This window comes from Chitinophaga hostae (assembly GCF_018224885.1).
Lineage (GTDB): Bacteria > Bacteroidota > Bacteroidia > Chitinophagales > Chitinophagaceae > Chitinophaga > Chitinophaga hostae.
Genome location: NZ_JAGTXB010000001.1, coordinates 596,987 through 610,642 on the forward strand (window position 1 = coordinate 596,987; position 13,656 = coordinate 610,642).

Below are 13,656 nucleotides of genomic sequence, written 5' to 3' on the forward strand. Positions count from 1 at the left end.
ATTTAATTAACATTTCAGGGGGCCCGCAAGTGATATTAAACCATGTTATATTACTGCTTGTTTAGTAACTTTGACAATTAAAGATTATTTTTAACAAAAACGAGATTTATTGGCACCCTTAACCGTTCTGAGCACGAGAAAGAAGGCGCAGTTACGCCTGACCAGAGAAAGTGAAATTTTTACCACCATCATAAAGGCCATACAGGATAAGAAGGGGGAAAATATCGTATCCCTGGATCTACGCCAGATTCCTGAAGCCGTGGCCGATTTCTTTATAATATGTGAAGCCAATTCGGGCACCCAGGTGAAAGCCATTGCTGATTATGTGTCAGACGAGGTGGAGAAGCATACGTCGGAAGAACCCTATAAACACGAAGGATTTAGTTCACAAAACTGGGTTTTGGTGGATTATGTGAATGTTGTTGTTCATATTTTTCAACCCGAAAACCGGAAATTCTATAATCTGGAAGAGATGTGGAGTGATGCCGATAGAATGGACCACGTAGAAGAGTAAACAAAAACAGTTGTTTTAGAATTTAATTATTCATATTATTCTGATTGCAATAAACATCCGTAAAGGAGCGTAAGATTATGGAAAAAGGAGGCAATAACTTCAACAAAGGTTCGGAAAAATCACCTAAGAAAGGACCGAAGTTCAATATATACTGGGTGTATGCCTTTATAGGCGTGGCCCTGCTTGCAATGAACATTTTTGGTGATTTCAGATCCTCAACAAAGGAAATCAGTTTCCAGGAGTTTCAGATCAATTATCTGAAACCGGGAGATGTAGATAAGCTGGTAGTTGTAAACAAAAAATATGTAGAAGTCTACATAAAACAGGACTCTTTAAAAGAGGCAAAATTTAACGCGGTTAATAAAAGCAGGTTTGGCGGAGAGAACCCCGGTCCTCATTACCGCTTTACCATAGGCAGCGAAGAAAGTTTCAAAAAGGATATAGATAAAGCACAGGAAGGTGTTCCGGCAGAGAACCTGGTAAAGATATCATATGATGAGCGTCAGAGCTGGTTTGAACCAATTTTCCAGTTGCTGTTGCCTATTATCCTGATCATTGGTTTGTGGATATTGCTGATGCGTAAAATGGGCGGCCCTTCCGGTGGCAGCGGTGGTCCAGGCGGTATTTTCAATATCGGCAAATCCAAAGCTACCCTGTTCGACAAAGGCACCCGTGTGAATATCACTTTCAACGATGTGGCTGGTTTGGATGAAGCCAAAGTAGAAGTAATGGAAATTGTGGATTTCCTGAAGAATCCTAAAAAATATACTGCATTGGGTGGTAAAATCCCCAAAGGTGCGTTGCTGGTAGGTCCTCCGGGAACCGGTAAAACCCTGCTGGCAAAAGCGATGGCAGGTGAAGCGCAGGTTCCTTTCTTCTCTATGTCCGGTTCCGACTTTGTGGAACTGTTTGTAGGGGTAGGTGCGAGCCGTGTTCGCGACCTGTTTAAGCAGGCCCGTGAAAAAGCGCCCTGTATCATCTTCATTGATGAAATCGACGCGATTGGCCGGGCAAGAGGTAAGAACGTAATGATGAGTAACGATGAGCGCGAAAACACCCTGAACCAGTTACTGGTGGAAATGGATGGTTTCGGAACGGATAGCGGTATCATCATCCTTGCGGCTACCAACCGCCCTGATGTACTGGACAGCGCGCTGTTGCGTCCGGGTCGTTTCGATCGTCAGATCTCTATTGACAAGCCGGATCTGGCAGGAAGGGAAACTATTTTTGAAGTGCATTTAAAGCCAATCAAAACATCTCCTAACCTGGATGTGAAGAAGCTGGCTTCTATGACGCCTGGTTTTGCCGGCGCCGATATTGCCAACGTATGTAACGAAGCCGCCCTGATTGCTGCCCGTAAAGGCAAAAACCAGGTAGAAATGGACGACTTCAACGACGCCATTGACCGTGTAATCGGTGGATTGGAAAAGAAGAATAAGATCATCTCTCCTGAAGAAAAAGAAGTGATTGCCTACCACGAAGCTGGTCACGCTATCTGCGGCTGGCACCTGGAACATGCCAATCCGTTGGTGAAAGTAACGATCGTTCCCCGTGGTGTTGCGGCACTCGGCTATGCTCAATATCTTCCGAAAGAACAATACCTGTACAACACCGAACAGTTACTCGACGATATATGTATGACCCTCGGTGGCCGTGCTGTAGAAGAACTGGTATTCGGTAAAATTTCAACCGGCGCACAAAACGACCTGCAGGTAATTACCCGCATGGCCTATGCTATGGTGACCGTATATGGTATGAACGATAAAGTAGGTAATGTATCTTTCTACGATCCTAACAGCGAGCAGTCCTTTACCAAACCTTACTCAGAAGAAACATCCAAATTGATTGATGATGAAGTAAGAAAGCTGATTGCTACTGCCTATGACAGAACCAAAGCCCTCCTGACTGAAAAGATGGAACAGGTAAAGGTACTGGCGGAGGAATTACTGAAGAAAGAAGTTTTATACCAGGCCGACCTGGAAAGACTGATCGGTAAACGTCCTTTCGACGTTCACAGAGAACATTTACTGAATAAAGAAGGCATGACAACTGATGGTGTTCATCCATCAGATATCATCAACCCTTCTCCTTCACCAGCTAATGCGTAAATAGTGATATGAAGATTTCTCCTGCTAAGGAAAATATTCTGAAGAGAGTACGGAATGCGTTAAGTCAGTCAGTACAGTTGCCCTTCCCAAATTCGGAGGGCAACTCGTCTGTTTTCAGAACCGAGAATGAGAGCCTGGAATTAAAGTTCGCAGAAGAATTCACGCGGTTACAGGGAAAGTTTGTTTACTGTACCGGAAAAGGAGAACTGATGGAAAGCCTTCGTGCCCTTTGTGAAAATAAAGAGTGGCATAACGTTTTCTGTCAAACACCTGCCCTGTTGAAAACCATTCACCAGGAAGAATTACCGGTGCTCAACCGGGGTAACATGCACGAGGCGGATGCTGCCATCACAGACTGTGAATACCTGGTAGCCCGTACCGGAACAGTGGTACTCAGTTCAGCACAACCCAGTGGCAGATCATTGCCGGTATATGCACCCGTACATATCATGATTGCTTATACGCACCAGCTGGTATTTGACCTGAAGGATGCGTTCAGTAAACTGAAAGATAGGTATGGAAACGACATCCCTTCTGCAATATCCTTTGCAACGGGACCCAGTCGTACGGCAGATATCGAAAAAACGCTGGTAGTGGGCATTCATGGCCCGAAAGAAGTATACGTATTTTTAGTAGACGAATAAATAAAACAGCTTTTAGCCGTTAGCTTTTAGCTTTTAGCAAAATGCAGCGGAGATTAACATATTATCTGGTAAAATGCAGCGGAGATATTATCATCTCCGCTGCATTTTGCTAAAAGCTAAAAGCTAACGGCTAAAAGCTCAAGAACGATGGATATCCACTTACCGGCCAATAAGAAAGTATATTTTGCCTCAGATTTTCATCTTGGTGCGCCCAATGCCGCTGCCAGCAGGGAGCGGGAGAAATTGATCCTGCAATGGCTCGACCAGGTGGAACCCGATGCACAGCATATTTTCCTGGTAGGCGACATCTTTGATTTCTGGTTCGAATACAAACATGTGATCCCCAAGGGATATACCCGTATACTGGGAAAGCTGGCAGCATTAAGCGATAAAGGCATCGGTATCTCTGTATTTATCGGTAATCACGACATGTGGATGAATGGTTATTTTGAAGAGGAACTGAATATCCCTGTTTACTACGAACCTCAAACTTATACCATTGGTGAGAAGCGATTTTATATTGGTCATGGCGATGGTTTAGGCCCCGGCGATCATGGATATAAGATGCTGAAAAAGGTATTCCGGAATCCCTTTTGCCGCTGGATGTTTTCCGCTATTCACCCGGCCTGGGGAATTGCCCTGGCCAACTATTTCAGCCGTAAAAGCCGCTCTGCCGCCGGTCAGGAACTGGAGCATTTCCTCGGCGCGGAAAATGAATGGCTGGCGATTTACAGCAAAGAAATATTACAACAGGAACATTTTGATTACTTCATATACGGACACAGACATCTGCCGCTTGATATTTCGTTAGCTGATAACAGTCGTTATATCAACCTGGGCGACTGGCTGAATTATTTCTCCTTTGCCGTTTATGATGGCAACGATGTAACCTTGAAGTTTTTTACCGAAGCGGGTGAAAAGGCCGCCAGATCAGGCGTCCAGGATCTCGTGAAGGATAGGCGGTGAATGCATTTCCGTGAAATCGGGCAGATGCAGCCGGAAAAAATCCAGGTAGGCATACAGTAGTTTCCTTCTTCTTTCCTTATTCATTGTAATAGCCGCCAGGTGCTGCACTTCTGTGCATTGAAACAGCTGGTCAGTTAATTCGCTGCTGTGCGCATCCAGGTGATCAACGTGATGCGGCGGCAGATCTGTAAAAGTACCCTCCTGTAAATCCAGGTAAGGCGTGTATTCGGAGAACCGGCCATTAAGGCGAAAACCCAGCTGCTCCCCTAGTTTCAGTGTAAAATATAAAGGAAGATTGGCCACTACAGAAAGAGCGGATATATCCAGCAGCTGCAGGGTGTTTTCTGTAAAGTAATAAAGATCCAGTTGCTGTTCGGGTTGCTTCAGGCATTTTTGAAGCAGCTCTATCATGTAGAGGGCTACTGTATTTTTTATTACGTTAAGATGTACGGCATTATAAATATATCCCAGCTTATACTCAGAAATCCGTTGCAGATTTTTTATTTCATTGTGATACACTACCAGCTCCAGGATATTACCGGGTTGCAGCAGGTTCCCTTTAGCCGCTTTGGGCTTGGAGGAGCGTGCGCCGTTTACCATGTACGATTGCACACCAAAAAGTTCTGTGAATATATTTACGATCAGACTCGTATCTCCATACTTAACGGTGCGTAATACGATGCCGCGTGTTTTGTGAAGCATTATGCGGTGATGCTGTTAGGCTTGCAAGTTACTACAAAGCAGGGTAGCAAATCATCGCATTTTGCAGCTAAAGGATAAAAGCCAACAGCTGGTAGCTAAAACCAGCCGGCTCATCGCTGTTGGTTAACAGCTAATAGCTATTTTAATTACCTTTACGCCCATTACTAAAAAGGAAATCCTTATGTGGCAACGTTTAGCCGGCTTTGTGCTAAAATATCGATTATTGCTTCTTGTTCTACTGCTCGCCGGTACCGGCGTGATGGGTTATTATGCCAGTAAGGTTCAAATGTCTTACGATTATGTGGCTACTATCCCGCATGATAACCCTAAGTTTCTTGAATACCAGGAATTTAAAAAGAAATTTGGGGGAGATGGCAATGTGCTCATGCTGGCGGTGCAAACGGACAAATTTTTCCAGGCAGATTTTTTCAAAGATTATGTTCAGCTGAACAAGGATATGAAGAATGTTTTTGCAGTGGAAAACATTATGAGCGTGCCCATGGCCATTAACCTGGTAAAGAACGACAGTACCCAGAAGCTGGAGGCTAACCTGCTTTTCAGGGGGGATCTGGGTAACCAGGTAGTGATTGATAGTTTATCCCGGGTTTTTAATACACTCCTGTTTTACAAGGGGCTTTTATACAACCCCGACAGCCACGCTTATCTCATGGCGATTTATGTAAACAAGGATGTATTTAATTCGCCCAAACGTACAGCGGTAGTGAAAGAGGTCACCAAGCTGGCGGAGGCTTTCCAGGAGAAACAACATACTGAGGTGCATCTGAGCGGTTTGCCGCTGATTCGTACAGCCATGGCCGTTAAGGTGGCGGATGAGTTGAAGTTGTTCTTAAAAATATCATTTTTGCTTACAGGGTTAATCCTGTTCCTGTTTTTCCGTTCATTTGGCGCCGTGCTGATGTCGATGATTGTGGTAGCCATTGGGGTGATCTGGTCGGTAGGTACCATTGTGCTGATGGGATATAAAATCACCTTGCTGACGGGTCTGATACCTTCGTTGATAGTAGTGATAGGGATTCCAAACTGTGTTTATTTTCTCAGTAAATACCATACCGAGTATGCCAAAGATGCCAATAAAACCAGGGCTTTGGTACACATGATACAGCGTATGGGAATTGTAACCTTGTTTACCAACCTTACGGCTGCCATCGGGTTTGGCGTATTCTGTTTTACCAACAGCGCTATCCTGAAGGAGTTTGGTGTGGTAGCGGGGTTGAATATAATGTTCATCTTCCTGATCTCTTTTATCTTCCTGCCTTCTGTATTGAGCTATTTACCTGCACCGAAGAGCAAGCATACCACTTATCTTGATAACCGTTTTTTTGGCGCTATACTGGACTTCCTGAATACGTTGGTGTTCAGGTACCGGCCATGGGTATACGGCGTAACTGTGGTGATGGTGGTGCTGGCCATTGTGGGAATGGGGCGGCTGCAATCAGTAGGTTATATGCTTGATGATATTCCGCATACGGACAAGTTATATACGGATCTGAAGTTCCTGGAAACAAATTTTAAAGGGGTAATGCCGTTGGAGATAGCGGTAGACACCAAGAAGAAGAATGGTGTAATAAATCTGCAAACGTTGAACAAGCTGGATGAGCTCACCCAGCTGATAGCATCGCAGCCGGATTTTGGCCGTCCGCTGTCCGTAGTGGAGGGTATTAAGTTTGCAAAGCAGGCTTATTATAACGGCGACAGTTCCAATTTTGCAGTGCCTAACCAGTTTGACCTGGGTTTCCTGGCGCCGTATCTGCGTATGAAAGGCGGCAATACTAATGGAGCGGCCTCCACGTTTTCGAAGCTGGTATCTTCCTTTATGGATAGTACCAAGCAGGTGGCCCGGTTAAGTGTGAATATGAAGGATGTGGGTTCGCAGAAATTGCCGGTATTACTGGATTCACTGCAACCGAAGGTGACGGCCATATTTGATACGGCTCATTACAAGGTAACCATTACGGGTACCAGTGTTATATTCCAGGAAGGCACCCGGTTTATCATCAATGGGTTGATGGAAAGTATCATATTAGCTTTTGTGCTGATTATGCTGTGTATGTTATACCTGTTCCGTTCCTGGAGGATGCTGATCATTTCACTGGTGCCGAATGTAATTCCGCTGGTGGTAACGGCCGGTGTAATGGGTTGGGTGGGCGTTCCGTTGAAACCATCTACAGTGCTGGTGTTTAGTGTGGCGCTGGGTATAGCCATTGATGTTACCATCCGTTTCCTGGTAAACTTCAAGCAGGAGCTACCGCGTCATGATTTTGATATCAGTGCTACGGTAAAGCAAACGATTCATGAAACAGGGTTGAGCATTATTTATACTTCTGCAATCCTGTTTGCCGGGTTTATGATCTTTAGCTTTTCCGAGTTTGGCGGTACCAAGGCATTGGGCTGGCTTACCTCGCTGACGCTGGTGGTGGCTATGATCACCAATCTCACGATATTGCCGGCATTGCTGTTATGGATGGAGAAGGCGTTGTTGAAGAAGGCGAAAAAGAAGGAGCTGTGGAAAGTGCTGGATGAAGAAGAAGATATAGACATCGAAAAGCTGGGTATCAGCGACCAGGAATAAGCCCTTTTCAGGGAAAATTTAAGGCCATTGGGGCGGATGTAAGGCAGCAATTTTACTGCATTATGTTTGCCCCAATGGCTTTTTAGTGCCTGCATTTCGCAGTCAATGCTAAATATTTAGCTAAAATGGATAAAGAATCGCCCTGAAATAATCTAGTGGACAGCATTCACATACCCTTTTCACCGCTTGTAAAAAATGGGGGGGTATTATAATGAAAAAGTATGAGGTTTATAATGCCATTCTAACCACATAGTTCATGAAAAATAAGTACTTAAAGGGCGCTCATTTATCTGAGCGCAAATTTAAGGAGATCCTGCGGCTGTTTGCCGATGATCTTACTGCGACGCAGATAGCCAATATCAGCGGTGTCAGCAGGGTAACTATTAACAGCTACCTGAAAAAGCTACGACACCAGATTGCACGCTTTTGCGAGACGCAGCATCCTGCGCCCGTTCCCGTTTTGACCTACGAAAACCGGCTCAGTGACCCTACCCCTGACCACGACAGCGACACGCTGGTGGCGGTAAAGCCGGAAGTAGACCGGATTGTAAAGCCAGTCATCTTCGGCATCTGCAGATCCTCAGACAGGTTGCACACCGAAATTCTCCCCGACGTTAGTCGCTCAATGATTCACGCTGCCACACGCGGGCGTTCCGTTCTGGAAACCCAGGGAGCAGCAGAACGTTTGCGCCGCTTTAACGGTTTGGTGGATTTGGGACAGTATCGCCTGTACAGACTGGGGCAAACTTCGGATACCCACCAGATGGACGATGTAGACGCTTTCTGGGGCTTAACAAAGCACCGGCTGGCCAAGTTTAAGGGGTTAAACCGTAACACCGCCTATTTGCACCTGAAAGAGTGTGAATACCGGTTTAATCATCGTAACGATGATCTGTTTATGGTACTGCTGGAGTTGTTAAAAACATATCCGCTTACCCTTTCCTGATAAGATATTTAGCCCCGCTTTATGCGGGGCAACATTAATCTCGATTTAGATTTTGGTTGATGAGTACAGGCGGTATTCTTGCCGCTTGTTTACTTTCATGCCCTTACGTATCATGCTTATTCTCGATAAGTTAATGATACGTTAAAAAACTGTTGTCTAATTGTTAACGGCAACTTTTCAAGCTTAATTTTTTGTTAAGAATTATTACATTTGAACCCGGTTGAAAATTTGCTAAGGAAACTGCTTATGAGGAAGAAGTTAATTACTTCTATTGATGATTTATTGAATAAATCGCAATGGTAGTGGTTAGTTATTTAGTTATGTCAAAGTGTATATTGCACAGCTTGCCAACTCGCCTGCATTAGTATCCCATCACGATTTCATCAACTGATTTAACGGAAACCAATTGAATTACGGCTTTTTAGCCTTGATCAGATTATTTATTTTTTAAGGTTAAGGAACAACAAAATCATGCTTATGAGGAAAGTGTTATTTCTCCTCTTGTCCGTGCTATTTCTGGGCGGGCAAGTCTATGCGCAGAGTCGCACAGTAACAGGGAGAGTTACCGATGGTAAAGACGGTTCGCCTATACCCGGTGCAACCATTCAGATCAAGGGAACCAACAAGGGCACCATGTCCACCCCGGATGGTTCTTACAAAATTACAGTAGACAACAGCAATGCGGTATTGACCTTCTCCTTTGTGGGATACCTGGTAAAGGAGCTTCCTGCCAATAAAGAGGTGCTGAACGTAAGCCTGGACACCGACAACAAGCAACTGAGCGAAGTGGTGGTAACAGGTTATACACAGGTAGACCGTAAAAAAATGGTGAGCTCCATTGCAGAAGTAAGTTCCAAGCAAATTGAGAACGTACCGATGCCGGATGTAAACCAGATCCTGCAGGGACGTGCTCCCGGTGTGGTAACTGCTTCCTCTTCCGGACAGCCAGGCTCCGCCCAGAAGGTAACAATCCGTGGTATAGGTTCCCTGAGCGCCGGTGCCGGTCCGCTGTATGTAATAGACGGGGTGATCGTAAACAGCGGTCAGTTCAACTACGACAACCAGACACAGAGCAGCGACATCATGGCTAACCTCAATCCTAACGACATTGAAAGTGTAAACGTGCTGAAAGACGCATCTGCTACAGCATTGTACGGTTCAAGAGGTAGTAACGGCGTAATCGTTATCACTACGAAAAAAGGTAAAGCAGGCAGCTCCAATGTAAATTTTAAAGCACAGTATGGCTTCACTTCTCCCAGCTTCGGCAAATGGAAACAGATGAGTGGTCAGCAGGCTTTTGACTATGAGAAAGATGTACTGCGTTTAAACGGTACCAGTGAAGATGACATCAAGGCACAATATCCAGATTCTTTACTGAATCATATGTTTGACTGGAGGGATGCAGCCTTTCAGAACGGACGCACAGAGAACTACCAGATTTCTTCCAGCGGCGGAAACGACAAAACCAAATACTACCTCTCCGGCGCTTATTTCAGCCAGGATGGCGCGTTGATCAATTCCGGCCTGAAACGTTATTCTGTGGTATCTAACATACAACATAAGGTAAATGACCGCCTGGATATTGGTATGAACCTGAACCTGTCTTACAGCGATGCCAATAACGCCGGCGCAGGTAACCGTTACAGCAGCCCGCTGTTGGCAAGTTTTGCCAACTCTCCAATGCTGAATCCATACAAGCCAGATGGTTCTTTATACACCGGTCTGGAAGCCGCGTGGGCGAACTCTCCTACCGGGGATAACTTCCTGTATTCAGTGCCATTGAATACCAACCGCAACTATAACTTCCGTGGCCTGGGAAAAATGTTCCTGAATTACCACGTATTTGATTGGCTGAAATTTACGCAGACTGTTTCTGCTGATATGATCATGGCCCGCCAGAAATCTTTCCAGGACCCTACTACAGCAGATGCGTTTAACCCGGCTGATAATTCCAAGAGCGGAAGCATCCTGGAAGCCAGCCAGAGCAACAGGACCATCACTTCGCAAACATCCTTCTCCGGTAACTTCAACATTGGCGAAAAAAGCCAGTTTGATTACCTGGCAATGATGGAGTATGTGCCTACACACTTCGATGGTTTTAACGCATCAGGTATTGGATTGGCCAGCGGTAAACTGAATGTGCTGGATGCAGCTTCCACGCCGCAGTCAGTAGCCGGTGATTCTTACGATTACCGTTTTGTTTCTTACCTCGGACAGTTAAACTATACTTATAACAATAAATATTACCTGACAGGCTCCATCAGAAGAGACGGCAGCAGCCGTTTCGGTCCTAACAACAAGTATGGTACCTTCTATGCGCTGGGCGCTTCCTGGCGTGTAATAGATGAGGCCTTCATGAAGTCGCAGCACATCTTCTCCAACCTGAAACTCAGAGCCAGCTATGGTACTACCGGTAACGCCAGCTTCGGTAACTACAAATGGATGGCATTATATAAATACAATGTTGGCTACAATGGCGCACCAGGCGGCTTCCTGGATGGTATCGGCAACCCGGACCTTACCTGGGAAAAAAGTACTAACACCAACATTGGACTGGATATGGGCTTCCTGAAAGACAGGCTGAATGTTTCCGTGGATCTGTATAACAAGAAGAGCACAGACCTGTTGATGAATGTACCTATTGCTCCTTCTGTTGGTCAGAGTACCAGACCAGATAACGTAGGTGCGATCAGGAACCGTGGTATTGAAGCAACAGTGTCATCCGTGAATATCCAGTCTAAGGAATTAACCTGGACCACTGATGTAACTTTTGCCATGAACCGCAATAAGGTGTTAAAACTATATGACCACCAGCCTATCAATAACTTTGAGGATTTTGAACAAAAGATCTACACCAACACCATCCTGAAAGAAGGTTTGCCGGCCTATACCTGGTACCTGAAAGAATGGGCGGGTGTGGATCCTGCAAACGGAGATCCGCTGTGGTACACTGCCGATGGCAAAACAACCAATAACATTAACCAGGCTGCCTATAAAACTTTTGGTAACACGATGCCCAAATTTACTATGGGCTTCAACAATACTGTTAACTATAAAGGCTTCTCCCTGTCTGCATTCTTTTATGTATCCCAGGGTAATGAAATCTTTAACGCTACCAGGAGATATGGTGATGCAGACGGTTCCCGTTTTGGATGGAACTACAACGTAGAAGCCGGACAGAATTACTGGACTACCCCGGGTCAGAAGGCAGATCGTCCGAAACCGGTGATTGGTGGAAACAGATCATCCAATTCTTCTTCTTCCCGTTACCTGGAAGATGGTTCCTACATAAGGCTGCGTAATGTTACACTGGGTTACAACCTGCCTTCCAATATGCTGAAAGCTGCGAAGATACAAGGCATCCGTGTATATGTACAGGGCGCTAACCTGTGGACAATCACTAACTACTCAGGTGTAGATCCGGAAATCGGATATGATGGATATGAGTTCTTTAAGTATCCGGTTAATAAGAGCGTGAGCTTTGGAGTAGATATCACATTGTAATTTTAAAAGGATAATCAGCATGAAAAAATATATCATAGGCATATTTGCAGCAGCGGTACTGTTACAGGCTTGTACAAGTAAGCTGGATGTAAAGCCGAGCAATTCACTTGAACAGGGCGAAGCCCTGAGCGATTTACCGGGCATACAGTCTGCGCTCGCCGGAACATATGATTTGTTACAGAAAACGGAGTATTATGGTCGTAACTATTGGTTGATGACCGAAGTAAGCGGTGATAACGTATACATCGCGGCAAAAAACAGCAACCGTTTTATTTCCAGCTTTAAGCGTGAGTATAATGTACAGGATGCGGATGTGGAAGATTTCTGGAAAGCGGCTTACAAGGCGATTCTTGGAGCTAATAACATTATCAATAGTGTGGATGCCGTAACCGGTGACCAGGAAGCGAAGAATATCGCTAAGGGAGAAGCACTGTTTATCCGGGCCCTGGGTTACTCCGACCTGGTAAACATGTTTGCCAAACCGTACCGTAACACTAATGGTAGCCAGCCGGGCGTGCCTGTTAATCTGAAATTTGCCGTAACACAAACGCCTCGCAGTTCTGTTGCGGAAGTGTATGCGCAAATCATTGCAGATTTAACCGCATCAAAAAAATTGCTGGTAAATGTAGGCGCGGAAACAAAATTTCATGCCAGCCAGTATGCAGCATCTGCATTGCTGGCCAGGGTTTACCTCGCTAAAGGAGATGACCAGAAAGCTATCGATGAAGCAACCAGTGTAATCAATGCAGGATTTACCTTAACTGCACCTGCCGGTATCGCATCATTTTACAGCACGGCCGGTACGCCGGAGGAAATTTTCACGTTGAGATTTACCGGTAATGCCGAAGATCTGGGATCTGACAATATTGGTCAGATGTATCTGAAGCCAGGTTACGGAGATATTCGCGTGTCCCCGGATTTGTCTGCTACCCTTACTGCAGCAGATAAAAGAAATGCATTAATCGGTGTATTTTCTGATGGGAGTACCGGTGAAAAAACAAACCTGAAATTTGCAAGCCAGGATGGAATTGCCGGTATGCACAGTCCTAAATTGCTGCGTCTGGCGGAAATGTACCTGATCCGGGCGGAAGCATATGCACACCTGAACCAGGGCGCTAAAGCTATTGCTGATCTGAATACCTTGAGAGTGCAGAGAGGTTTGCCGCAGTTGTCAGGTATTGCAGACAAAGATGTACTTGATAATGTGCTTGCAGAAAGCAGGAAGGAATTTATGTTTGAAGGTCATCGTTATTTCGACCTCATGAGGAATGGCAAAGATGTTGTCCGCAACTTCTGCCATAACCTCTTGGAAATAACAGCTCCGTGTACTATCACAGCGGGTTCGCCTATTACCCTCTGCCCTATTCCGCAGGTGGAACTGAATACCAACCCAATTGAACAGAATGCAGGGTATGGTAACTAATAATTGATTGTATTTCAGGAAGATAAAAAAAGGGGATGCCAGCTGGTATCCCCTTTTTTTATCTTCCGATAGCATGCGCCATTTCCGCAATAAGTAAAACAGGTATGCTTACTTCTATATATGTTTAAAAAAAATATATGAAATGCACTGTTCCAAATCTCAACATTTCCGATAAATTGCAGATGTCAGATGTATTTTAACAAAGATTTATCATTTTTCATATAGCAAGTAATATGAAATTTATGATAGTATTTTACCC

General features: G+C 45.0%; 9 protein-coding genes. 8 read left to right on the forward strand and 1 reads right to left on the reverse strand.

Annotated features, from left to right (window positions below; translation table 11 throughout):
- Positions 1–109: 109 nt before the first annotated feature.
- The 4 genes from rsfS to KE626_RS02520 all read left to right on the forward strand — a co-directional run bounded on the left by rsfS (position 110) and on the right by KE626_RS02520 (position 4,232).
- A complete protein-coding gene (gene rsfS / locus KE626_RS02505; protein ID WP_211971300.1) occupies positions 110–514 on the forward strand; it encodes a ribosome silencing factor in 405 nt (134 codons plus the stop codon).
- Between the two features lie 77 nt (positions 515–591).
- The gene (ftsH, locus tag KE626_RS02510; protein WP_211971301.1) at positions 592–2,622 is read left to right on the forward strand and encodes an ATP-dependent zinc metalloprotease FtsH; all 2,031 of its coding nucleotides are present in this window, start codon (positions 592–594) and stop codon (positions 2,620–2,622) included.
- An 8-nt stretch (positions 2,623–2,630) separates the two neighbouring features.
- A complete protein-coding gene (locus KE626_RS02515) occupies positions 2,631–3,266 on the forward strand; it encodes a LutC/YkgG family protein (RefSeq protein WP_211971302.1) in 636 nt (211 codons plus the stop codon).
- A gap of 147 nt (positions 3,267–3,413) precedes the next feature.
- Positions 3,414–4,232, forward strand: a complete 819-nt coding sequence (locus KE626_RS02520) for a UDP-2,3-diacylglucosamine diphosphatase (RefSeq protein WP_211971303.1) — start codon at positions 3,414–3,416, stop codon at positions 4,230–4,232.
- Here KE626_RS02520 and recO read toward each other — a convergent pair.
- Positions 4,197–4,934 (reverse strand): DNA repair protein RecO, encoded by a 738-nt coding sequence (recO, locus tag KE626_RS02525; RefSeq protein WP_211971304.1) that lies wholly within the window; start codon positions 4,932–4,934, stop codon positions 4,197–4,199. The genes KE626_RS02520 and recO overlap by 36 nt on opposite strands.
- A 223-nt stretch (positions 4,935–5,157) precedes the next feature.
- On the opposite strand from recO, the gene KE626_RS02530 reads away from it, so the two are divergent.
- The 4 genes from KE626_RS02530 (at position 5,158) to KE626_RS02545 (ending at position 13,397) form a co-directional block, all read left to right on the forward strand.
- Positions 5,158–7,524 carry an efflux RND transporter permease subunit gene (locus tag KE626_RS02530; RefSeq protein ID WP_249207213.1) on the forward strand — a complete coding sequence of 789 codons (2,367 nt, stop codon included), beginning with the start codon at positions 5,158–5,160 and terminating at the stop codon, positions 7,522–7,524.
- Positions 7,525–7,780: 256 nt separating this feature from the next.
- Positions 7,781–8,470 (forward strand): IS1595 family transposase, encoded by a 690-nt coding sequence (locus tag KE626_RS02535; protein ID WP_211971306.1) that lies wholly within the window; start codon positions 7,781–7,783, stop codon positions 8,468–8,470.
- Between the two features lie 477 nt (positions 8,471–8,947).
- On the forward strand, positions 8,948–11,974 hold the full coding sequence (locus tag KE626_RS02540) for a SusC/RagA family TonB-linked outer membrane protein (RefSeq protein ID WP_211971307.1): 3,027 nt from the start codon (positions 8,948–8,950) through the stop codon (positions 11,972–11,974).
- Between the two features lie 19 nt (positions 11,975–11,993).
- Complete coding sequence (locus KE626_RS02545) at positions 11,994–13,397, forward strand: RagB/SusD family nutrient uptake outer membrane protein (RefSeq protein ID WP_211971308.1); 1,404 nt, start codon at positions 11,994–11,996, stop codon at positions 13,395–13,397.
- The last annotated feature ends 259 nt before the right edge of the window (positions 13,398–13,656 follow it).